The organism is Pseudofrankia saprophytica (assembly GCF_000235425.2).
Lineage (GTDB): Bacteria > Actinomycetota > Actinomycetes > Frankiales > Frankiaceae > Pseudofrankia > Pseudofrankia saprophytica.
The window spans coordinates 6,217,049-6,239,229 of sequence record NZ_KI912266.1; the positions used below are offsets into that span (position 1 = coordinate 6,217,049).

General features: G+C 73.7%; 18 protein-coding genes. 10 read left to right on the forward strand and 8 right to left on the reverse strand.

What is annotated here, in order from left to right:
- Positions 1-120: 120 nt before the first annotated feature.
- The 3 genes from FRCN3DRAFT_RS0226355 (at position 121) to FRCN3DRAFT_RS0226365 (ending at position 1,488) form a co-directional block, all read left to right on the forward strand.
- The gene (locus FRCN3DRAFT_RS0226355; RefSeq protein ID WP_007509499.1) at positions 121-579 is read left to right on the forward strand and encodes an anthrone oxygenase family protein; all 459 of its coding nucleotides are present in this window, start codon (positions 121-123) and stop codon (positions 577-579) included.
- A 129-nt stretch (positions 580-708) separates the two neighbouring features.
- Positions 709-972 carry an HGxxPAAW family protein gene (locus tag FRCN3DRAFT_RS0226360; RefSeq protein WP_035929586.1) on the forward strand — a complete coding sequence of 88 codons (264 nt, stop codon included), beginning with the start codon at positions 709-711 and terminating at the stop codon, positions 970-972.
- 246 nt (positions 973-1,218) lie between these two features.
- A complete protein-coding gene (locus tag FRCN3DRAFT_RS0226365; protein ID WP_007509496.1) occupies positions 1,219-1,488 on the forward strand; it encodes an HGxxPAAW family protein in 270 nt (89 codons plus the stop codon).
- Here the strand turns inward: FRCN3DRAFT_RS0226365 and FRCN3DRAFT_RS0226370 are convergent.
- Entirely contained in the window at positions 1,485-2,846 is a 1,362-nt protein-coding gene (locus FRCN3DRAFT_RS0226370) for an NADH:flavin oxidoreductase (RefSeq protein ID WP_007509494.1), read from the reverse strand. The two genes, FRCN3DRAFT_RS0226365 and FRCN3DRAFT_RS0226370, sit on opposite strands and share 4 nt — an antisense overlap.
- Before the next feature lie 278 nt (positions 2,847-3,124).
- On the opposite strand from FRCN3DRAFT_RS0226370, the gene FRCN3DRAFT_RS0226375 reads away from it, so the two are divergent.
- The 3 genes from FRCN3DRAFT_RS0226375 to FRCN3DRAFT_RS46385 are packed head-to-tail and all read left to right on the forward strand — an operon-like array spanning position 3,125 to position 9,494.
- A complete protein-coding gene (locus FRCN3DRAFT_RS0226375) occupies positions 3,125-6,535 on the forward strand; it encodes a DUF2309 domain-containing protein (RefSeq protein WP_007509492.1) in 3,411 nt (1,136 codons plus the stop codon).
- A complete protein-coding gene (locus FRCN3DRAFT_RS46380; RefSeq protein ID WP_007509490.1) occupies positions 6,532-8,103 on the forward strand; it encodes a proton-conducting transporter transmembrane domain-containing protein in 1,572 nt (523 codons plus the stop codon). Before FRCN3DRAFT_RS0226375 ends, FRCN3DRAFT_RS46380 begins: the two co-directional genes overlap by 4 nt.
- Positions 8,103-9,494 carry a proton-conducting transporter transmembrane domain-containing protein gene (locus FRCN3DRAFT_RS46385; protein ID WP_007509489.1) on the forward strand — a complete coding sequence of 464 codons (1,392 nt, stop codon included), beginning with the start codon at positions 8,103-8,105 and terminating at the stop codon, positions 9,492-9,494. Before FRCN3DRAFT_RS46380 ends, FRCN3DRAFT_RS46385 begins: the two co-directional genes overlap by 1 nt.
- Before the next feature lie 161 nt (positions 9,495-9,655).
- On the opposite strand, the gene FRCN3DRAFT_RS0226390 is transcribed toward FRCN3DRAFT_RS46385, so the two are convergent.
- The 3 genes from FRCN3DRAFT_RS0226390 to FRCN3DRAFT_RS0226400 are packed head-to-tail and all read right to left on the reverse strand — an operon-like array spanning position 9,656 to position 12,867.
- Positions 9,656-10,399 (reverse strand): TetR/AcrR family transcriptional regulator, encoded by a 744-nt coding sequence (locus tag FRCN3DRAFT_RS0226390; RefSeq protein ID WP_007509487.1) that lies wholly within the window; start codon positions 10,397-10,399, stop codon positions 9,656-9,658.
- Positions 10,396-11,826 carry an MFS transporter gene (locus FRCN3DRAFT_RS0226395; RefSeq protein ID WP_007509486.1) on the reverse strand — a complete coding sequence of 477 codons (1,431 nt, stop codon included), beginning with the start codon at positions 11,824-11,826 and terminating at the stop codon, positions 10,396-10,398. Before FRCN3DRAFT_RS0226395 ends, FRCN3DRAFT_RS0226390 begins: the two co-directional genes overlap by 4 nt.
- A gap of 33 nt (positions 11,827-11,859) precedes the next feature.
- Complete coding sequence (locus FRCN3DRAFT_RS0226400) at positions 11,860-12,867, reverse strand: alpha/beta fold hydrolase (protein WP_198536041.1); 1,008 nt, start codon at positions 12,865-12,867, stop codon at positions 11,860-11,862.
- 217 nt (positions 12,868-13,084) lie between these two features.
- Between FRCN3DRAFT_RS0226400 and FRCN3DRAFT_RS0226405 the strand changes: the two genes are divergently transcribed.
- Both FRCN3DRAFT_RS0226405 and FRCN3DRAFT_RS0226410 read left to right on the forward strand, forming a co-directional pair.
- Positions 13,085-13,948, forward strand: coding sequence for an LLM class F420-dependent oxidoreductase (locus FRCN3DRAFT_RS0226405; protein ID WP_007509482.1), 864 nt, complete (start codon positions 13,085-13,087; stop codon positions 13,946-13,948).
- Between the two features lie 117 nt (positions 13,949-14,065).
- Positions 14,066-14,548 (forward strand): hypothetical protein, encoded by a 483-nt coding sequence (locus tag FRCN3DRAFT_RS0226410; protein WP_007509481.1) that lies wholly within the window; start codon positions 14,066-14,068, stop codon positions 14,546-14,548.
- A gap of 12 nt (positions 14,549-14,560) precedes the next feature.
- Here the strand turns inward: FRCN3DRAFT_RS0226410 and FRCN3DRAFT_RS0226415 are convergent, their stop codons facing one another.
- From FRCN3DRAFT_RS0226415 to FRCN3DRAFT_RS0226425, 3 genes are all read right to left on the reverse strand, one after another.
- Positions 14,561-15,742 (reverse strand): bifunctional RNase H/acid phosphatase, encoded by a 1,182-nt coding sequence (locus tag FRCN3DRAFT_RS0226415; protein ID WP_232794152.1) that lies wholly within the window; start codon positions 15,740-15,742, stop codon positions 14,561-14,563.
- On the reverse strand, positions 15,742-16,485 hold the full coding sequence (locus FRCN3DRAFT_RS0226420; RefSeq protein WP_007509477.1) for a zinc ribbon domain-containing protein: 744 nt from the start codon (positions 16,483-16,485) through the stop codon (positions 15,742-15,744). Before FRCN3DRAFT_RS0226420 ends, FRCN3DRAFT_RS0226415 begins: the two co-directional genes overlap by 1 nt.
- Positions 16,486-16,559: 74 nt before the next feature.
- Positions 16,560-17,474, reverse strand: a complete 915-nt coding sequence (locus FRCN3DRAFT_RS0226425; RefSeq protein ID WP_007509475.1) for a Nif3-like dinuclear metal center hexameric protein — start codon at positions 17,472-17,474, stop codon at positions 16,560-16,562.
- Positions 17,475-17,663: 189 nt separating this feature from the next.
- Between FRCN3DRAFT_RS0226425 and FRCN3DRAFT_RS46390 the strand changes: the two genes are divergently transcribed.
- Together FRCN3DRAFT_RS46390 and FRCN3DRAFT_RS46395 are read left to right on the forward strand one after the other, a co-directional pair.
- On the forward strand, positions 17,664-17,918 hold the full coding sequence (locus FRCN3DRAFT_RS46390; protein ID WP_007509474.1) for a hypothetical protein: 255 nt from the start codon (positions 17,664-17,666) through the stop codon (positions 17,916-17,918).
- A 202-nt stretch (positions 17,919-18,120) separates the two neighbouring features.
- Positions 18,121-20,346, forward strand: coding sequence for a hypothetical protein (locus FRCN3DRAFT_RS46395; protein ID WP_007509472.1), 2,226 nt, complete (start codon positions 18,121-18,123; stop codon positions 20,344-20,346).
- Here the strand turns inward: FRCN3DRAFT_RS46395 and FRCN3DRAFT_RS0226440 are convergent.
- Positions 20,343-22,172, reverse strand: coding sequence for a deaminase (locus tag FRCN3DRAFT_RS0226440; RefSeq protein WP_007509470.1), 1,830 nt, complete (start codon positions 22,170-22,172; stop codon positions 20,343-20,345). The genes FRCN3DRAFT_RS46395 and FRCN3DRAFT_RS0226440 overlap by 4 nt on opposite strands.
- Positions 22,173-22,181 lie beyond the last annotated feature (9 nt).

Below are 22,181 nucleotides of genomic sequence, written 5' to 3' on the forward strand. Positions count from 1 at the left end.
GCTGCCGGGCGATCGTCGGGGCTCCTGGGCCCGTGCGCCATCGGGCCCCGTTAGCGTGCGCGGTGAGGAATCCGGCTCATGGCCATGGCCGGGCCCACGCGCACAGGGAGGTACCCGGTGATGACCGCGCTCGCGGTGGTAGCCCTGGTGCTGGCCGGACTGGTCGCCGGCACGATGACGGTCGGGCTGGTGGCGATCCGGCCGGCGATGCACTCGTTGCCGGTGGCGTCGTACATCACCGTCAAGCAGGCGTTCGACGCCAGCTACCCACGGTTCATGGTGCCGCTGCAGCTCGCGGCGCTGGTCACGTCGCTCGCGCTGACGGTCACCGCCGCCGTCGACGACTCCACCACCTCGGCGGCGCTCGCGGGCGTCGGGTTCGTCCTGCTGCTGGTCAACGTCGTCGTCACGGTCCGCGGCGACCTGCCGATCAACATCGCGATGGCGTCCTGGCGCCCGGAGGAGCCGCCGGCGGACTGGGAGCGGCACCGGGTGCGCTGGGACCGGTTCAACGCGATCCGCACCGCCGCCGCCGTGACGGGCCTCGTCCTGCTCGCCGCCGCGGCCACCGGCGTCTGACACTCGTCGGCTGCCGCCGCGTCGCGGATGTCACTCCCAGTGGGATGGCCCGCGCGCGACCGATACCATCACGGCGGGGCGGTGTTCCGTCCCACCGGCCGCGCGCGACGCATGCACGAAGGGTCCACGGTGAGCGACATCGACTCGGCACACCACTCCAAGCCCATGTCCTGGGTCATGGTGCTGGTCATCACCATCGGTACCGTCATCGGCACCGTCGGAGTCTGCATGGCCTCCTGGCCGGTCTCGATCATCGGGGCCGCCATCGTCGTCCTCGGTGGCATCGCCGCCCTGGTCACCGGGATCATGGAAGACGTGGACGAGCACCCCAGCCGCGACCTCTGGCCGATCGGCGGGCGCGACGCCTCGTACCGGCGCCAGATCTCTGCCTGAAGCCGGCCTGACCGCCGAGGTCGAGCACCGATCGACGACCGACATCGATCGACGACCGAACCGGCCACCGCGAGACCCGGCCGATGCCCGGCAAACGAAGCGGCCTAGTTCCCTGACGGGGAGCGGGCCGCTTCGTCGTCTTCGGTAACCTGGCCCGATTCCGGCTCCGGAGCCGCCGGGCCGTGCGATCATCGCCGGTAACCGCGCCGCGCCCGGCGGGGCGGACGGACCCGTGAAGGGCCGCCGGTGAGCGACTTACCCACGCCACACCACTCCAAGCCGCTGTCCTGGGCCATGGTGCTGATCATCAGCATCGGCTTCGCCGTCGGGACCGTCGGCGTCTGCATGGCCTCCTGGACGATCTCGATCGTCGGCGCGGCGGTCGCCCTCGTCGGCGCCATTGCCGCCCTGGCCACCGGGATCATGGAGGACGTCGACGAGCACCCCAGCCGCGACCTCTGGCCGATCGGCGGGCGTGACCCGTCCCGCCGCCGGCCGCGCCAGCTCTCCCCCTAGACGGGGTCGGTGAGGACGCAGCGCGACCGCGAGTAGATCGTCGGCATGCACTTGTTGCAGTGCACGCACAGCGACCTCGTGCTCGCGTTCGCGCGCAGCCGGTTGACGAGGTCCGGCTCGCGCAGCAGCGCCCGCGCCATGGCGACGAACTGGAAGCCCTCGGCCATCGCCGTGTCCATCCCGGCCTTGTCGGTCACGCCGCCAAGCAGCACCAGCGGCATCGTCAGCGCGGCCCGGAACTGGCGGGCGTGGTCGAGCATGTACAGCGGCTGGTACGGATAGGCCTTCAGGAACCTCGGGCCGACCAGCCGCAGCCCCGCCCTCGTCACGCCGTGGAACGCGCCCGCGAACTCGCGCACCGGCGCGTCCCCCCGGAACAGGTACATCGGGTTGAGCAGCGAGCTGCCGCAGGTGAGGACCAGCGCGTCCAGCGACCCGTCGTCCTGTAACAGGCGGGCCACCTCGACCGACTCGTCCAGCCACAGGCCGCCGTCGACCCCGTCGTCCATGTTCAGCTTCGCCAGGATCGCGAGCTGACCGCCGACCTCGGCCCGCACCGCGGCGGCGATCTCGCGGGCGAACCGCGCCCGGCCCTCGAGGTTCCCGCCGTAGCCGTCGGTGCGGTGGTTCAGCTTGGGCGAGAGGAAGGCGCTGGCCAGGTAGTTGTGGCCGAAGTGCAGCTCGACGGCGTCGAAGCCGGCGTCGGCGGCGAACCGGGCGGCCTCGGCGTGCGCCTTGACGATCCGCTCGATGTCGTCGGTGCTGGTCGCCCTGGTCATCGAGCCGAACGGGCTGAACCGCCGGGTCGGGGCGAGCGACGGCAGCCGGTTCGAGGCGCCGTTGGCGACCGGGCCGGCGTGGCCGAGCTGCGCGGACACGGCGGCCCCGGTGGCGTGCACCGCGTCCGTGAGCCGGCGCAGGCCAGGCACGGCCTCCGGGCGCATCCAGATCTGGTGGCGGTCGGTGCGGCCCTCGGGCGCGACGGCGCAGTACGCCACCGTCGTCATGCCGACGCCGCCCGAGGCGGGCGCGACGTGATAGGCAATCAGATCGTCGGTCACCAGCGCCTTGGGCGTCCGGCCCTCGAAGGTCGCCGACTTGATCACCCGGTTGCGCAGGGTGATGGGTCCGAGCCGCGCGGGCGCGAACACGTCCGGCGCGGCCGACGGCGACACCAGGGCGCCCCCGGTGGGCAGGTCCTTCGGAGTCGTTCCGTTCGAGGTCGTGCCGGAGGCGTTCGCGCTGCTCGCGGCCTGGCCGGGCGGCGGCGCCGGATCCGCCGCGGCGGGGCCGGCGTCCCAGGCGGCGGCCTCGCCGCCGGTCCAGCCGGCCGGCGCGGAACCAGTGGCGTGGATCATAGGGGTCACTATCCTCCGCGCACGCCGCGCGCGGCACCGTTCGCGCGCATTCGGGCCACCGAATCTGATGGACCGTCAGAAACGATGGTCGAGGGGTTCATGGTGCGGACGACCCCGCTTCCGCGCGCGTCGCCGTGGCCGCCACCGCCAGTCGCGGGTCAGCGCCGACTACTCTCGACGGAGGAGCAAGAGTCGGTGCGGCCACCGTTGCGGACGATTCGTCGGCGCCCGGCGAGTGCTTCGCGTTTGGGCGCGCTCGTCGCGCCCAAAGTCAGGCTGTGGCAGGAACGGAGACGACGACGGAGACAACAGCGACGCCGGCGACCGCAGCCGGTCCGGCAGTACCAATCCCCGCCCAGCCGGAGGCCGAATCGCAGACCGATCCGGAGTCCCTGGTCGCCAGCATCCTGGACGACGTCGCGCATCTTCTGCCCGAGCAAGCACCGCTGAGCTTCTTCGTGCATCACAACACGCTGCACGCATTCGAGGATCTCCCCTTCCAGGACGGCGTCGTGCACGCCTCCGAGTTGTTGGGCACGCAGCCCTTCCAGACCGAGCGGGCGTTCTCCGAGCACCTGCGCAGCGGCCGGATCCGTGAGGACGACGTACGCGCCGTACTTGCCCCCCATGACGAGGTTGACGGCGACGTCGAGGTGGTACCCGGCGGGCCGACTCTGGCCGAGTTTCGGCGTCGGCGTCTCACCACCCTGTTTGAGATCCCGCACGGCGCCGGGCTGCGCTGGCTGCTGGAGGACGACGACGCCCGTCATCGCTGCCACCCCTTGGTGGACGACGCCCGCCGGGCCGCGCTCCGGCGCCAGGCCGGACGGATCTTTGAGGCGCGCGGCGGCGGTGGCCAGGACACCCCCGGATTCCCCGACACCGCCGGCTCCCCTGCGTCCGGCCGTCCGGATGGTCAGCGTCAGGCCCAGGTCCGCCGCCCCGCGACGGGCAGTCGTGGACCGCGCCACAACAGCCCGGGCCGCCACGAAGCAGCGCGGAGCGCGTCCCGGCGAGGCGCTGCCCGGACCGCCGGGCGATGGGGACGCCCCAGGTGGACAGGACACGGTCAGGCCCTGCCCGGTCAGCCGATGCCCAAGGCTCGGCTCCTGGCCGAGGTATGGGAGACCCTGGAACGCCAGCGCCCGCCAGCACCCGCCGTTGCCGCGCCGGTTCGGCGCCGCGACCAGATTCTGCGCCTGCTGGGTGTGGACACGGATGAGTTCGTGCATCCGGTGCTGATTCGGTTGTGCTCCGCTTTTCTTGATCAAGGTATCGCGTACTGGCAGATGCCGCAGCGCGAGGACGGTCTGCTGGGCGTTTTCCGGCGGCTGTTCAGCCTGCCCGGCGGTCGGCCGGACCCGGTCTGGCGTGGGCTCGATGTAGTTCTTCGCGAGCAGGCGGCGCAGGGATGGACGGCGACACGGACCGTGTTGTGGGCGCTTCGTGCGTTGCAGCTACCCGAGTCGGTCTGGCCGGCGACGATCCGGGCGAACCTGCTGTCGCTGCGCGGCTGGGCGGGCATGGTGCGCCAGTTCGAGATTCGGCCCGACCGGGTTCCGGTGCAGCCGTCCCCCGCACGGCTCGTCGACTTCCTCGCCGTGCAACTCCTGCTCAAGGTGTTCGCCACCCGGTACGTGCTGACCGAACGCGTCGGCCCCGGGGCGGAGCCGGCCGATCTCGGCCCCCTCGGCCCGGTCCCATCGTCCGCGTCGCTCGACTCGCCCGCACCGTCAGACCACGCCATCGACACGGCGTTGGTGTACGAGGCGTTCGTGCTGGCCCAGCTGGTGGACGTCGATCTCGGTCTGCTCACCGAGGACCGGTGGGCCAGCGCCTGGCTGCGGGCGGTCGCTGATTTCGACGAGCGGCGCCGACGCTGGCTCCTGCACCAGGCATATGAACGCCGGTACCGGATGATCGTCCTGGATGCGCTGTGCGCGCACGGCCGGAATTCCGCTCCGGCCACCGATCCTGAAGCCCCGCCCACGGACTTCCACGCGGTCTTCTGTATGGACGAGCGGGAGGAATCACTGCGTCGGCATCTCGAGGAGCACTGCCCGGCGGTGCGCACCTACGGTGCCGCCGGATTCTTCGGCGTGACCATGGCCTACCAGGGCCTGGACGACGTCCGGCCGCGTGCGCTGTGCCCAGTCACGACGACCCCTCGACATCTCGTCGTGGAGCGGGCCGTCGACGAGACCGAGCACGCGGCCTACCGCCTTGCCATGCGCCGCTATGGACACGTCGGCCACGCCATGTCGACGGCCCGCGGAACCCTCGGCCGCGGTGCGGCCCTGACCGCGGTCGCCGGCCTGGCATCGGCCGTGCCGCTCGTCGGCCGGTGCCTGTTTCCACGGACGGCCGAACACTGGGCACGTCACGTCCACCACCGGGTGGCGCCGCGACCGCGCACCAGACTCGTCCTCGAATGCCCGGACGACATCGAGCATCTCGAGGACGACCCGACCTCGGCGACGATGCCCGCGACACCGGGCACGGCATCCGGTGCGCTGGTGCCCGGGGTCGGGTCGGCGCCGCTGCGGTTGGGTTACACGGTCGCGGAGATGACCGACATCGTCGACGCGATGCTGACCAACATCGGCCTGACCGGCACCGCCACGACAACCGTCACAGCGGAGCAGCTCGTTCTGATCGTCGGTCACGGATCGTCCAGCCTGAACAATCCGCACGAAGCGGCCCACGACTGCGGTGCCACCGGTGGCGGCCAGGGTGGACCGAACGCCCGGGTGTTCGCCGCGATGGCGAACCACCCCCGAGTTCGCGACAGTCTCGCCGAGCGGGGCATCCGCCTGGATCCGAGCATCTGGTTCATCGGCGCCTACCACAACACGTGCGACGAGTCGATCGACTACCTCGACACCGATCTCGTGCCAGGCCGGTTCCGCCCCGCGCTGGACCGGGTCCAGGCGGCCATGGACGCGGCCCGCCGGTTGGACGCGCAGGAACGGTGCCGGCGATTCGAGTCCGCGCCCATCGACCTCGACGCCGAACAGGCGTTGGCCCATGTCCAGGAGCACGCCCGGGACATCGGCCAGCCACGGCCGGAGTACGGGCACGCCACGAACGCCGTCTGTGTGATCGGACGGCGATCCCGCACCCGCGGGTTGTATCTGGACCGCCGCGCCTTCCTCGTCTCCTACGATCCGAGGACGGACCCGGACGGCGAGGTGCTCACCCGGTTGCTGCTGTCGGCCGGCCCGGTCGGCGCGGGGATCAACCTGGAGTACTACTTCAGTTTCGTCGATCCGGTGGGTTACGGCAGCGGCACGAAGCTGCCGCACAACATCACCGCGCTGGTCGGCGTCATGGACGGGCATGCCTCCGACCTACGCACCGGGTTGCCCTGGCAGATGGTCGAGATCCACGAGCCGATGCGCCTGCTGGTGATCGCCGAGGCCGAGCCAGAACTCCTCTCCCGCCTGCTGCGCGACAATCCGGGACTCGATCGGCTCGCCTCGGGAGGGTGGATTCAGCTCGCCGCCTGGGATCCGCGGGGACCCGACATCCATCTGTATGTCGACGGCACGTTCCGCCGGCACCACCCGGACGATCTCACGTTGCCGGTGGTGACCCGTTCGGCGGAGTTCTACGCCGGCCGTCGTGAACATCTCGGATGCGCCGCGGTTCTCGGCACACCGCCGGTCAACCCCCGCCCCGCGGGATGAGGCACGCCCTCACGACCAACCTGTCCGGGGGCGCGCATGGCGGGGTGATGACCGCGTTGCTGTTGGCCGCGGTCGTGCTGCCGGCCGCCGGGGTCGCCGTACAGGCCGTCGCCCTGTGGTTTGGTCACCGCCGGTCGGAACGGGCCGCGGTGACGGTCGTGGCCATCGTGTTCGGTGCCGTCGTCCTCGCGACGGCCGCTCTCGGTGTCGATCTCCTGCTGACCGGGCGCGACCTGATCGACGTTCAGGTCGGAACCTGGTTCGCCGCTCCCGGCCATGCCTGGCGCTGGCACCTGGTGGCCGATCGGCTGTCCGTCCCGTTTGCGCTGTCCGCGGCGACGCTGATCGGGCTGATCGGCGCGTTGTCGAGCCGGTACCTGCACCGGGAGCCCGGGTTCTTCCGCTTCTACCTGCTGCTCACGCTGTTCGGCACCGGCGTCGAACTGGTCGTGCTCGCCGGCAGTCTGGCCGTCGTGTTCGTCGGCTGGGAGCTGGTCGGGATGTCCTCAGCCCTGCTGATCGCCTTCTTCCACGAACGGCGTGGACCGGTGCGGCACGGGCTGCGCGCGTTCCTGACCTACCGGGCCTGCGACGTCGGGCTGCTGGCCGGGACCGCGCTGCTGGCCGGCACGGCCGGATCGGTGGACCTGGCCAGCCCGCCCGCGCCGGCGACCGGCTGGCCGGGCCAGGCCGGCTGGACGGACTGGGCGCAGGTCCCCGTGCCGGCCTCCGCGGTAAGCGCGACGATCGTGGCGCTGCTCCTGGTGCTGGCCGTGGTCGGCAAGTCGGCACTGGTGCCGGCGAGTGGCTGGCTGCCTCGGGCGATGGAGGGCCCCACCCCGTCCAGCGCGATCTTCTACGGCGCGATCTCGGTGCACCTCGGACCGTACCTGCTGCTACGCACCCACGCCCTGCTCGACGGCGCGCCCGCGGCCCGGGTGGTCGTCGTCCTGCTCGGTCTCGCGACGGCCCTGCACGCCACCGTGGTCGGCCGCGTGCAGTCAGACATCAAAAGCGCCCTGGCCTACGCCTCCATGACGCAGGTCGGGCTGATCGTCGCCGAGATCGGTCTGGGCCTGTACCTGCTGGCCATCCCGCACATCCTGGGACATGCGGCGGTGCGCAGCGCGCAGATCCTGCGCTCACCGAGCCTGCTGCACGACCGGCACCATCTCGAACAGGCGATGGGGCGGACGCTGCCGCACGCCGGCCGGCATCTCGAACGGCTCGTCCCGGCCCGCTGGCAGCCACGGCTGTACCGGTACGCGCTCGAACGCGGCTATCTGGACGTCTGGCTGCGCCGCCTGTGCGCCCCGATCGCGCGGCTGCTGCGGGCCGTCGACGAGGGCCAGCGGCGCGCGGCCGACCGAATCGGCGGTGCGCGCGGTGGCACGACCCCCGGCGTGGCCACCCTCAGCCTGACCCTCGGCAACCGCACCATCACCGTCCCTGGTGCAACGGCGGCGCGTGGCACGGCGGCCGGCGGCCCGGTCAGCAGGAGTGCGCCGGTCCGCGAAGGGGCCGGCCGGGATGCGCCAGCGGACGGCGTCGCTCCCAGGGGGCAATGATGACGGTGTCGCTCGGCCCGCTGCTGGCCGCCGTCCTGCTCCTGCTCGGCGCGGGCGATCTGGCCCACCGACGCCTCGACGCCCGGCGGGCACGGGCGGCGGCGACAGGCTGGGCAGGCACCGCGCTCGCGGCGATCGTCATCTGCGTCCCGCTGGCCGGACTCGTCGACGACGCGCTCGCCGGCGTCGGCTGGGGCACGTTGACCACCCTGACGACGGGATGGGCCCGTTGGACACCGGTGGCCACGGGGCTGGCCGGCCTGGTCGCGGTCGCGCTGGCGCCGGTACGCACGCACACCCCGCGCACGTTCATCCACGTCCTGATGGTGCTCGCCACCGGGCTGGCGGCCACCGCGACCGGCGAACCGGCCGTGATCGTGGCATTGTGGGCGCTGGCGTCCGCCGCGATGTGGCGTGACCTGCGCCATCGCCTCGGTTCGCGAGGACCGGCCCGGCTGTTCGCCCTGCACCAGGCGTTCGGTGTCACGCTGGCCGCCCTCGGCGTGACCGTCCTGGCCATCGGCGACGGGTCGGGACGGGCGGGCACGATCGGCACCGCGGCGATCATCGCCGCCGCCACGGCCCGACTGGGCCTGCTGCCACTGCACCTGTGGGTCTCCGGGCTGGTGGAATCAGCGCCGATGGGTCTGGTCGTCGTGTTCCTCACGGGTCCGACCGCGCCGATGCTGCTCCTCGCCGACAGCATGCCGGCGACCGGGACCGGACTCCTCGTGATCGCAGCGGTGTCCGCCCTGCTCAGCGCCCTGCTCGGGCTCGTCCAGCCCGACGCCCGGCGCGGGCTGAGCGCCGTCACGGTCAGCGTGTCCGGAATCGTCGCGTGCGGCATCGCGAATGCGTCACCGACGACCGTGGCCGGGGCGGTACTGGCCTGGCAGGCCTACGCCATTGGGATGGCCGGCGCCCTGATGGTGCTGTCGGCCACCGAGGCACGCCGGGGGCCCATCACCCTCACCGGAGCCGGTGGCAGTTTCGCCCGCACCCCGAAACTCGCCGTCGCCTTCCTGCTACTCGGGCTCGCCGTCGTCGGATTCCCGGCCACCCTGGGATTCGTCGGCGAGGACCTCCTGATCGAAGGAACCCGGGAATCGTCCTCGCTGCTGATGGTGGCGCTCGCCGTCGCGACAGCGGCCAACGGGGCGACGGTCGTACGCTGGTTCTTCACCGGATTCACCGGACGACGCGATCACATCGGCGAGCCCGACCTCACCACACGCGAACAGTGGGCGGTCACCGCCGCCCTCGCGGTCCTCCTGATCGGCGGCCTTACGCCGGGTGGACTGGTACCGGACGGGCCGAACCCGGCCTTTGGGCTGAGATCAGCCGGCAGCTCGGCCCACACGGACACGGCCACCGGTGGACACGCCCCGTAGACAGCCGGCACGTTCCATGCCACCGGCCCCGACGACCTACCGCCCGCCGCCACCGGCCCGAAGGACTGGAGCCGATCGCCTGCGGAACCGCGGGAAGTGTCACCCTCGAACCTGTGCGGGCGTGTCCGGCGCGCGTGCAGGCTGACGGGACGGGATGACCGTCAGCGGCGGCCGAGGACCGTGTCGAGCAGGGCCTGGGCGTACCCGCCGAGCTCCTCGGGATCGGCGGCGGCCAGCGCGGGCAGCGTGCCGGCGGTCCGCGCGACGCCGATCCCGAGCAGAACGACGGTGGCGAGCTCGGCGCGCAGCTCGCTGCCGGGGCCGCCCGGCGGCTCGGCGGCGGCACGCAGCAGGGGGAGCACCCGCTCCCGCACCCGCTGGGCGGTCGCGGCCCTGGCCGCGTCGTCCAGGTCGCAGCGGAACACGTTCTGGCCCGCCGTGGTCGCCGGACCCCCCGCCCACCGCTCCACCATCCGGGCGAGCAGCCCGGCCAGCTCGTCGGCCGCCCGCCGGCGGGCCTCGGCGTCGTCCTCGTTGTCGTTCTCGTCGACGACCGGGTCGGCGGCGGCGACCGGGTCGGCGGCGAGGACCGGGTCGGCGGCGAGGACGGCGCGGTAGAGGCCGTCCTTTCCGCCGTAGTAGCGCGCGACCAGCGCCGCGTCGAGGCCGGCCCGCTCGGCGACGGCCCGCAGCGAGGTGCCGGCGTAGCCGCGCTCGGCGAACAGCTCCGCGGCGGCGGCGAGCAGCCGCTCCCGGCTTCGCCGGGCATCCCGCCGCCGGATCGTCCCCGTCGCCGCGGCCTCGCCACCGCCCCTGGCCGCCCGCTCGGCGCGGTCCACGTGCTCCGCGCGGTCCATGCGGTCCGCCCGGTCCGAGTGGCCCACGACGGGGCCGCCGGGAGTCACGGGGCCGTCCCCGCCCCGCCCCCGGCGGCGAGCACCGGAGCAACCCCGCTGCGCTGCAGACCGCCGGCGCGCAGCACCAGCCCGAGCAGGGCGCCGAGCAGGCTGACCAGGCCGAGCATGAGGAACGCCGCCGTGTAGCCCGCGTCGCGGGGCAGCAGGGCACCGGCCGGCGTGAAGCCGGCCAGCAACGAGGCGGCCAGCGCGCTGCCCATCGAGCCTCCCACCACCCGCATGGCCTGGTTGACGCTGGTGGCGCTGCCGGTCTCGGCCAGCGGCACGTGCGTGATGATAAGCGTCGGCATGGCGGCGAAGGCGGTACCGATGCCGACGCCGAGCAGGCCCGTGGCGACCGCGACCTCGGCGAGGTGCCCACGCCAGCCGGCCAACCCCAGGCTCGCGGCCGCGACCACCAGGCCGCCGAGCACCAGCACGGCGGCAGTGCCGAAGCGGCGTTCGACGACCCGCGCCGCCCTGGTCGCGATCAGCGTCCCCACCGACACCGGCATGATCATCAGGCCGGCCAGCAGGACCCCACCGCCGAAGCCGTACCCGGCGGACAGCGGCGTCTCGACCAGCCGGATCACCAGCGACACCGCGCCGAACATCCCGAAGCCCATGAACACGGCGGCGCCGTTGCTGACCATCACCGGCAGTGGGCGCAGGTAACGCAGGTCGACGAGCGGCGCGCGGCTGGTCCGCTCGACGGCCAGCCAGCCAGCCGCGAGCACCACCCCGCCGGCGAACAGGCCCAGCACCGGCGCCGACCCCCAGCCCCAGCGCGGTGCCTGGCTGAACCCCAGCAGCACCGCGCCGAGCGCCAGCCCGATCAGTGCCGCGCCGGGGACGTCGAACGGCCGGGGCCGCTCGTCGCCCGGCGCGGACAGCCGGGTGGCGGCGCCGGCGCGCGGCACCGCGACGGCGATCAGGGTGATCGCGGCGGCGGTCAGCAGGGCGGCGAACCAGAACGCGTAGCGGTAGTCGACCCGGTCGGCGATCGCCCCCGTGAGCGGGTAGCCCAGGCCCGTGCCGCTGGCGACGCTCACCGACAGCACGGCGACCACCCGCACGCCGCTCGCCTTCGGCAGGAATTCGCGCGCCGTCGCGAACGTCAGCGGCATGAGGCCCAGGCCGAATCCCATCAGCGCCCGGCCGACGACCAGCTGCGGGAAGTTCCACGCCGTCGCCGCGACGACCGCCCCGGCGAGCACCGAGCCGAGGCCGCCCATCAGGACGCCCTTGCGGCGCGGCCCGTCACCGAGCCGGCCGAGCGTCGGGCCCGCGACCGCGCCGACGAGCAGGGTGACGGTGAGGATCCACTGCGCGGCGACGAACGAGACGTGGTGCTCGTGCACGATCAGCGGGATGAGCGGTGTGCCCAGCGTCCCGATCAGCGAGACGACCAGGCCGGTGTAGACCAGCGTCCCCACCAGGAGCCGCGGTCGGGCAGCCGCCACGGCCGGTCAGCGCTGCGGCAGCGCGGGCAGGCGGTCGAGGAAGGCGCCGAGGCGGCCGGCGAAGACGTCGTTGTCGTCGCCCGCGACCATGTGGCCGGCGCCGGTGACGTCGACGTACTCGGCGTGCGGGATGAGCGTGAGCAGCTCGGCGACGCCCTCCTCGCTGACGATGTCCGACTGCTTGCCGCGCACCAGCAGGACCGGGACCCGGATCGAGCGGGCCGCGTCGCGCAGCCGGTCGCTCTGGATCGCCCGCTCCGCCTCGGCGAGGAAGTCCTGCGAGGTCGCCTCGGCGCCCCCAGCGGCGCTCGAAGCGCCAGAAGCGCCCGAGTCGCCGGGGTCGCCCGCGTCGAGGACGTCGTGGCCGAGCTCGCGGCGAGCCTCCTCACGGATCTTCATGAAGGCCGGGTCCCAGTGCCAGTGCCAGCGGCCGTCACGCAGCCGCAGGTTCTTCTTCAGGCCCTCCTGGCTCGGCGGCCGCTTGCGGTTCGGGTTGTACGCGGCGATCGCCTCGGCGGCCTCCTCCAGGCTCGCGAACCCGTTCGGCGCCGACGTCATGAACTCGAAGATGTGCTTGATGCCCGCCGGCTCGATGCGCGGGGTGATGTCGACGAGGACCAGCGCCCGGCCGAGCTCCGGGTCGCGCGCCTGCGCGACCAGCGCGGTGATCCCGCCCATCGAAGCGCCGACCAGCACCGGCGGCTCGCCGAGCTGGCGGACGATCTCACCGAGGTCGTCGGCCATGGCGACGTGGCTGTAGTCCTGCGCCGGGTCCCAGTCGCTGTCGCCGTGGCCGCGGGCGTCCAGCGCGATGGCGGTCCAGCCGAGCTCGGCCATCCGCTCGCCGGTGCGCCGCCACGAGTGCCGGGTCTGCCCGCCGCCGTGCAGCAGCAGCACGACCCCGCGGCTGGTGCCCGCCGGCGGCTCCCACCGGTCCCCCGCGAGCCGCAGCCCGGCCACGCCGAAGGTGCACGTGTTCGCCGAAGGCCGCCTTCCTTGCTCCTGGACGCTCACAGCCACCCCTTTTTCGCCCCCGCGCCGCCGCGGGGCGCGTCATGCCCCGGGCGGGCGGCAGTGCCGCCCGACATCTCAGCAAACCACGTCATCCCTCGGTGACATCCGCCGATGTCACCCGGGGACGACGTGTGGGCAGGCTCACGGCCCGCTCTATACGGTCAACGCGACCGGTCGGGTATCTCGCCCTGACCACACCCGAGGAGGCGCGGCCACGATGGATCTTGGTGGAGTCGGCATCTGGAATGCCCAGCTGCGCTACGGCGCCCCCGGCCCGGCCGCCGAGGCCGCGGCCGAGCTCGACGAGCTCGGCTACCGGGCGATCTGGATCCCGGACACCGGCGGGCCGGTGTTCGACGCGCTGGAGAACCTGCTCGCGGCGACGCACCGCACCACCATCGCCACCGGGATCCTCAATCTCTGGATGCACGAACCCGCCGACGTCGCCGCCTCGCGGGCGGCGCTCACCGACAAGTTCGGCGGCCGGCTGCTGCTCGGGATCGGAGTGAGCCACGCGCCGCTCATCGACCAGATCAAGGAGCCCGGCCGCTACCGGGCGCCACTGCGGGCGATGACGAGCTTCCTCGACGGCCTCGACGCCGCCACGCCGCCGGTGCCGGTGGCCGACCGGGTGCTCGCCGCCCTCGGCCCGAAGATGCTCGAGCTCGCCCGCACCCGGGCCGGCGGCGCGCACCCATACCTGGTCAGCCCGGAGCACACCGCGATCGCGCGCGAGGCGCTGGGGACCGGGCCGCTGCTGGCGCCGGAGCAGACCGTCGTCCTGACCGACGACCGGGTCGTCGGCCTGGGGATCGCCCGCCAGTTCCTGGCCGGCTACCTGCAGCTTCCGAACTACGCGAACAACCTGCGCAGGCTCGGGTTCACCAACGAAGACCTGTTCTCCATCACCGACCGCCTCGTGGACGCCACGGTCGTCATCGGGGACGAAGCCGCCATCGCGCGGCGGGTGGCGGAGCACCGCGCCGCCGGCGCCGACCACGTCTGCGTCCAGGTCCTCACCGCCGACAGCTCCCTCCCCCGCGAGGAATGGCGCCGGCTGGCGCCCGCCCTGCTCAGCTGACCAACCCGCCGGCGGGTGCCGTCGCCCTCGAACCGGTTCGGTCACCGGCTGTCCGGGATTGGCCAGTTCCGGGACGAGGGGGCGGCGCGCTACCGTTGCGGCGGGAGGTGGCCTCTGGTGACCGGGCAGACCACTGAGGGTGCACGGGACCGGCCCAGTTGGGACGTGCCGGTGGAGCTGCTGGTCGTCCTCGGCCCGGGCATCGACGGCCCCGCCGCCCCCGCGCCGCCCCGGCGCTCGACGCCGGGCACCGCGACCCCACCGCCGCCCACCCGGCCGCTGACGGCGCTCGAGGCGCTGCGCCAGCTCGTGCCGGTGACGCTGGACTACCCACCGCGGCTGGCGCTGGTCCCGCTGCCGCCCCGGGCCGCCGGCCGGATCGCCGAGCAGCCCTACATCGTCGGCGTCTACACGGAGGCCCCGCCGCCGGCAGTCCTGGCGACGCTGCGCCCGGCCGAACGGCTCTTCGTCGACGCGTGGCTGCTGCGCGTCGAGGATCGCGTCTACCGTCGCAAGCGCCATCGCCACGGCGAGGGTCTCCCCTGGGACGCCCCCGGCCACGAGCCCCCCGACGCACCGGGCTCGGCCGTCCCAGCGTAGCGGGGAGACCCCTTACTCTCCGGCCAGGGACCCGTCGGCGAGGTGGCTGACGTCGTTGAAGGCGTGCAGGACGGCGGGGCCGTCGGCATACCAGGCGATCGTCGTCAGCGACGCCAGGTCCAGGTGCAGCCGGTAGAAGACGGCGGGCCCGGCGGCGAGTGCCAGCGACGCGGCCGACTTGATCGGCCCCATGTGGGTGACGACGAGCAGCCGCCCGCCGGGGAAGGCGGCGCGATGCGCCGCGAGCGCGGCGTCGACGCGCTCGATCGTGGCCGCGAGGCTCTCTCCGCCGGGCGGCGGCACGGCCGGGTCCGCGAGCCAGGCGGACAGCTCGTCGGGGTGACGCTCGCGGGCCTCGGCGAAGGTCAGTCCCTCCCAAATACCGAAGTCCGTCTCCCGCAGCTGTTCGTCGACGACGAACGCGACCTCGTCGCGCCCCGGCGCGGGGACGAGCCCGCCGTGGGCCGCCTCCGCCGTCTGGCGGGCGCGCTTGAGCGGCGAGCAGATCACCGCGTCGAACGCCTCGCCGCGCAGCCGCGCGGCCGCGGCGGCGGCCTGGGCGTGACCGACGTCGGTCAGCGCCGCGTCGACCGTCCCGCCGAAACGCTTCTCGATCGACACCGGGGTCTGCCCGTGGCGCAGCAGCACGGTCCAGGTCGGGGGCGCCGGCGGCGCCACCCAGCCCGACAGCCGCCGGGTCGACGGCGCGGGCGTCGGGGCCGGGTCCGGGGACTGGGGCGTGGAGGGCTCCCAGACGCGGCCGGCGGCGGCCGCGTCCATGGCCTCGTTCGCGAGCCGGTCGGCGTCCTTGTTGCGCTCCCGGGGGATCCAGCGGTAGCGGACGGGAGCCGACCGGGCCGCGGCGAGCTCGCCGGCCTCGGCGGCCAGCGGCCGCATCGACGGGTGCTTGATCTTCCAGCGGCCGCTCATCTGCTCGACGACGAGCTTCGAGTCCATCCGGACCTCGACGTCGGCGTCCGGGGCGACCTCGGCGGCGGCCCGCAGACCGGCGATCAGGCCCTGGTACTCGGCGACGTTGTTCGTCGCGACGCCGATCGCGCCGGCCCGCTCGGCGAGCACCGCGCCGCTGTCGGCGTCGCGGACCACCGCGCCGTAGCCGGCCGGGCCCGGGTTGCCCCGCGACCCGCCGTCGGCCTCGACGACGATCCGGGCGCCTGGCACCGCGACCGCCACTAGATCCCCGACTCCGCGGTCCGGACGAGGATGCGCCGGCACTCCTCGCAGCGCAGCACCTCGTCGGCCGGGCTGTCCGCGAGGATGCGCAGATCCGCGCCGGAGAGCTCCAGGTGGCAGCCCTCGCAGCGGCGGCGCACCAGCTTCGCCGCGCCCACGCCGTTCGACGTCGACCGGATCCGCTCGTAGAGGGTCACCAGCGGCACCGGCAGCGCCGGGGCGAGCGTCTCGCGCTCCTGGCGCGTCTCGGCGGCCTGGGCGTCGATCTCGGCGAACGCCTCGTCGCGGCGGGCCGCGGAGGTGTCCAGCTCGGCCTGGACCCGGTCGCGCTCGGCGACGAGCTTCGCCAGCCGCGTGTCGAGCTCCTCGGCCGCCTCCATCTTCTCCAGCGCCTCGTCCTCCAGCACCCCCTGCCGGCGGGCGAGTGAGGCGAGCTCGGACTGCAGGTTCTCCAGCTCGCGGGCGTTGCTGACCTGGCCGGCGTCCAGGCGGCGACGGTCGCGGTCGGCGCGGGAGCGCACCAGGTCGATCTCGTCGTCGAGCTTGCGCTGCGTGCGGGCGAGGTCGGAGATCTCGGTCTCGACCCGGACGATGTCGGCGCGCAGTGAGTCGATCACCTTGGTGCGCTCGGCGATGACGGCGAGCTCGGGCAGGTCGCGGCGGCGGGCCGCCAGCCGGTCCAGGCCCGAGTCGAGGGTCTGTAGGTCGAGGAGCCGGAGCTGGGTGGCTGGGTCGGCCTTCATGGTCTCCTCGCGGCGAGCTTCGCGGGTCGGGCAGGGACAGGTGCAGGGACAGGCAAGGCGGGGCGGGCGGCCGGCTACGGCGTCCGGGGTGGGGTGCCCTGGGGGACGTGCAGCCGCCACGGGTCGGTGACGAGCGTCGACACCGACGTGACCACGGTACGGCCGGTGGCGGACAACGCGGCGGCAAGCCGCTCGGCCGCGTAGGCGAGCCACGGCCACTCGCTGGCCCAGTGGGCGACGTCGACGATCGCGACGCCGTGCGCGGCGACGGCGTCGAGCACGTGGTGGTGGCGCCCGTCGGCGGTGAGGAAGGCGTCCGCGCCGGCGGCGTCCGCCGCGGCGGCGAGCTCGCCCCCGGAGCCGCCGCAGACCGCTACCCGGCGCACCGGCCGGTCCGGGTCGCCGGTGGCCCGCACGCCGCCGGCGGTCGTCGGCAGCGCGGCTGCGACCCGGGCGCAGAACGCCGACAGCGGCTCGGCCTCGGGCAGCTCGCCGAGCCGGCCGTGCCCCGGGTGGTCGGGGCCCTCGGCCAGCGGGCGCACGTCGGTGAGGCCGAGCGCGGCCGCGAGGGCGTCGTTGACGCCGGCACAGGCCACATCGGCATTCGTGTGGGCGGTGAACAGTGCCGCCCCGCCGCGGATGAGGGTGGTGACGACCCGCCCGCCGGCGGTCGTCGCCGCGACGCCGTGCACGCCGCGCAGGAACAGGGGGTGGTGGGTGACGAGCAGACCCGCGCCGAGCGCCACCGCCTCGGCGGCCACCTCGACGGTCGGGTCGACCGCGAAGTGGACGTGACCCACGTGCGCGCCCAGCTCACCGACGGACAGGCCCACGGCGTCCCACGACTCGGCGAACCCCGGCGGGTAGGCGTCCTCGATCGCGGCCACGCAGTCGGCGACGGTCACGACGCCGGCGGCGGGCGCACGGCTGGGAGTGACCACGCCGCCGCCGCCCGTGTCGTCACCCGTCGTGTCCGCTTGGTTGTTCATCAGCGCGACCCTACCGGGGGCCGGATACGCCAAATCGCAACGCCGTAAGTTCACTGACGGTGCGGACTGTCCGGGCCGAACGAGGCGCATCGTCCGCTTCTTCGCGTTCTTCGCGCCTCGCCCGGCTTCATGGCAAATCGGCTGGGCAGTCCGGGACCCATTACGTCCACGACGAAGGGAGACGGCCACATGGCCGACGTGTCGGTGCGCTTCCAGGTCGCCGGTGACTCCGAGATCGTGCTCAACCTGGCCACCGGACAGGCGGTGCGCCTGGTCGAGGCGATCATGCGCAAGGTCTCCGAGGCCATGAGTGCGCAGGCCGCCGCCCAGGGCGGGGCCGGAGCGATCTCGCCGGGGATGCCCATGCAGATGCCGGGCTGGCCGGACATGAACTCCGGGCCTTCCACCGGCGGCGGCCCACCGCACCGCCTGCCGCCCGGCTGACCGAGGCGGGTCGGATTGGCAAGAACCTGCCACACCTGGCCGCTCGCGGCGGCGTGTCTCCTGGCTGCCGATAGCCGATAGCTGCCGAGTAGGGCGAAAGTGCCCGTCCGACCCGGAGCGGCACGGTACAAATCCCGACAGCAGTCCACAGTGCTCCCTACTGCTCCCCACTGCTTATCCACGAGAGGACGAAGGATCGACTATGGCGGGGGATGTTCCGGCCGACGAGCGGGTGTTGATCGCGCCCGGCGCCACCGGGTCTTCTGGGGCGAGCGGAGCCGGCGTGCGCGCGGCGTCCGACGATCAGCTGGCCACGCCGGCCGCCGGCTCCCTCGCGCAGCCGGCGGGCCAGGGCCCCGCGAGCCCCGCCGCCGTCGCCACCGGGGAGCGCGTCCTGCACCGCTACGGCCGGGTGCAGGTCCTCGGCACCCTCGGCACTCCCGGCTCCCGCGGCACTCCCGGTGTCGCCGGTGGGCAGCCGGCGGGCACGGAGCGGTCGACGCCGCGGGCCGCGGCCGTGGCGGACGACCACCACGACCGCGCCGCCGTCGGCTCGACCGACGGGTCGGTCGTCGCGACGACGGGCCTCGCCGCCGGGCTGGACCGGACCGAGACCCTCGGCCTCGAGGCGTTCCGGCTGCGGGCCAGCGCCGCCTACCGGCGGGGCAAACAGGAGCGCCCGCGCGACGGGCAGCTGTGGGACATGGAGCACGCCTGCACCGACATCGCGCCACCCCGGGGGGCTGCCGCGCGTGTCCGCCCACCGGCCGCGTCCCGCTCCACCGTCGCCGCCGTCGCCCCCGACGGCACCTCCACCCCGGGCGACGTGGGCGCCGCGCCCCTGAGCTCCTACCTGGAGGGCAGCGTCGCCGTCGGCCTGGTCCTCGTCGAGGGACCCACCGCCGACCTGCAGTTCACCGCGGCCGAGCGGACGAAGGTCGTCGCCGAGGCGCAGAACGGCCTGTCCTGGCTCGCCGCCGCCAACCCGGCCGCCGACGTCACCTTCAGCTACGACATCCAGATCGTCCGGCTCAGCCAGGCCGCCGACCCGTCCCAGGACGACCTGGAGGCGTACTGGCGCGACCCGACGATGGCCAAGCTCGGCTACCAGGCGAACTTCGACGGCGTCTACGACTACGCCGACGTCGTCCGCGGCCAGCTCGGCACCCGCTGGGGCTACGTCATCTTCGTCACCAAGTACCCGGTGCGCTACTTCGCCTACGCGGCCATCGGTGGGCCGCGGCTCGTGCTGACGTACGACAACGACGGCTGGGGCCCGGACAACCTCGACCGGGTGATCGCCCACGAGTCATGCCACATCTTCGGCGCGGTCGACGAGTACGCGTCGTCGGGCTGCGACTGCGGCGGCGCCTGGGGCCGGTTCGGTGTGCCCAACGGCAACTGCGACGCCTGCGCCGCCGCCCCTGTCGACTGCCTGATGCGTGGCAACACGTTCAACTTCTGCCGGTACACCCCGGCACACGTCGGCTGGGGCCGGGGCGCCGCCGGCAACCCGCTCCTCATCCAGGCCAAGGGTCTGGGACAGCTCGGCAACTTCGAGCTGCTCACCGCCTCGTCGTTCTCGGGCCTCACCCACCGGTGGGAGAACTTCGACCAGGCGGGCTTCCCCTGGGAGGACCCCTTCCAGACCGCCCAGGTGCTCGGCCGCCTCGACGCCGTGTCGATGGTCCAGAGCACCCTGCAGGCGCCGGGGCCGCTGGAGACCGTCGTGCGGGCCGGTGTCGACCTGCACTTCCTGTGGCGGGACAGCACCAGCTCGTTCGCCTGGTCGAAGCCCGCCCGGATCGCCACCGGCGCCGCCGGCACGCACTCGCTGGTGCAGAGCCGGTACGGCGCCCGGGGCAACTTCGAGATGCTCTTCCCGTCGACCGGCGTCGGCCTCATGCACATGTGGCGCAATCATGACGTCTTCGGCTTCCCCTGGAGCAACCCGCGCCAACTGCTGACCGAGCTCGGCCACGTCGACGCCGTCAGCCTCATCCAGGGCAGCCGGGGCGGCGGCGTCGGCAGCCTGGAGGCCGTCGTCCGGGTGGGCAGCCGGCTGCTGCACATCTGGCGCGACCAGACCGCCGCGGCCGCCTGGCACGTCACGGTCGCCTTCGCCGACGGCGTCGCCGGCAACCCGGTGTTGATCGAGAGCGTCTTCGGGACCTCGCGCAACTTCGAGGTCGTCGTCCCGAGCGCGAGCGGCGGCCTGATCCACTACTGGCGGAACAACAGCGCCTTCGGCACTCCGTGGAGCGGCCCACGCCCGTTCGCGACGAACCTGGGGCGGGTCGACGGGGTGACGATGATCCAGAGCACCTTCCAGGGCCACCTGGAGGTCGTGGCCCGCGTCGGCGACCGCCTCCACCAGATGTTCCGCGACGCCGCCGGCAACTGGTTCCCCGCCAGCCGCATCGCCTAGCGCTGGCCGGCGGCGGGGCGCTCCCGCGTCCCGCCGTTGTCCAGCGTGGAGGCGATGGTGTCGAGAAGGCTCTCCAGGTCGGCGAGCGGGGCGCAGGCGGAGCGGGGCCGGGGGCCGGGCAGCGCGGCGAGGACCCGCATCTCGGTGACCAGGCGGGTCAGGCCGTCGGTCTCGGCGAACGCCGGGTCGCTGATGCTCGGGCGCAGGGCCGCCTCGTGGGCACGCCAGATCACGGCCCGGCCGTCGAGGCGGATCCGCTCGCCGCGGGCGCGCCGCACGTCGTCGGCCTTGCGCGGCACCCAGGAGAACAGGTCCGACAGGCGGTGGTGGGAGAAGCCGGAGAACGGCTCGAACGACACCCGGTCGGTACGCGCGGTCGGCTCGGGGAACAGGTCGATCGCGTCGCGGTGCAGCTCGCCGCCCTTGCTCTTGTGGTACGGCTCCAGGTAGACGACCCGGGCCAGGCCGGAGGCGATGATGTTGCGGGTGCATTCGTGGCAGGGCAGCGTCGTGCTGTAGAGGGTGCCGCCCTCGATCGCGATCCCGCGGCGGGCGGCGGAGGTGATCGCCACCATCTCGGCGTGCGTGGTCCGGCCGTACTCGATGACGTCGAACAGGTCCGCGTCGCGGATGTTCTCGTCGTTGATGGCCAGTTCGGTGAGCTCCGCGACGGTGCGCTGGCGCAGTTCGGGGGTGAACCAGCCTGCGCGCAGCCGGGCCAGCAGGTCGGCGAGGATCTGCGCCCGGATGCCGTCGGAGGCGTCCAGGCCGGCCATGAACTCGCGCCCGTCCGGCTGGCTCTCGGTGTGGTAGTAGCCGCCGCCGGCCTTCGGCACCTCGTTCGCGCCGACCGCGACGATCTGCTCGTCCACCATGATCGCGGTGCCGACGCGGCGGGCCAGCACGGCCGTGGTGAGCGAGCCCCGGTAGGCCGCGGCCATGCCCAGCTCGTCCATCGTCAGCGTGTGGAACGGGTGGCTGTGGATGCACTCGACCAGGCGGCGCACGTGCCGGCGGGTCTGCGTCGGGTCGTCGCAGCGGACGAACAGGTCGCAGCGCTCCAGCGCCGCCGACGACGACAGCCGCAGCCCGCGCCCGACCGGTGCCGAGGTCAGGCTGGTCGCCAGGCCGAAGTCGCGGTCCACGGCGTGGGTCGCGGCCCGCTCGGCGTCGGTCGCGGCCAGCCCGGCACTGCGCTCGAACAGCTGCGCGAGCATCCTGGCCCGCTCCGGGCGCGGCGCGTCGCACGCGATGAAGAAGGCGCGCCGGCCGTAGACCTGGCGCAGCGTCTCCACCTCGGCCTTGTGGGTCAGGCTGTCGAGAACGAACGCGCGCGGGCGGGTGTGGTCGATGCCGTCGCCACCCCGGATCTCGTGGATCTCCCGCACCCCGGCGAGCGCGACCGCGTCCGCCCGGCCCAGCCGCGCCCGCAGCTGGTCGCCCGCGTCCATCAGCAGCTCACGCCGCGTCGGCTCGTCCGCCGGCCGTGCCACGGCCTTGGACGGACCCGCGAGCCGGAGCTTGCCGGGGGCGACGCCGGCGGCACCGGCCAGACCGGCGTCGTCACGGCCGGCGCTGTCGCGGTCCGCGCTGTCACGGTCCGCGCTGTCGCGGTCGGCGTCGTCACGGCCGGGCGTCAGCCGCGTGAGCAGGGCGTCCAGATCGATCCGGAAGACCTGGTAGTTCGCGGCCGCGAGCGCGGCGTGCAGCTCCTGGAGCACGGGCGCCGTCTCCGTGCCGACGGTCCGCACGATCCCGAACACCAGCTCCGGCGTACGCAGGTGCTCGGCGAGCCCGATCCGGCACCCACCCTCGTCGTCCGCCATGATCTCCTT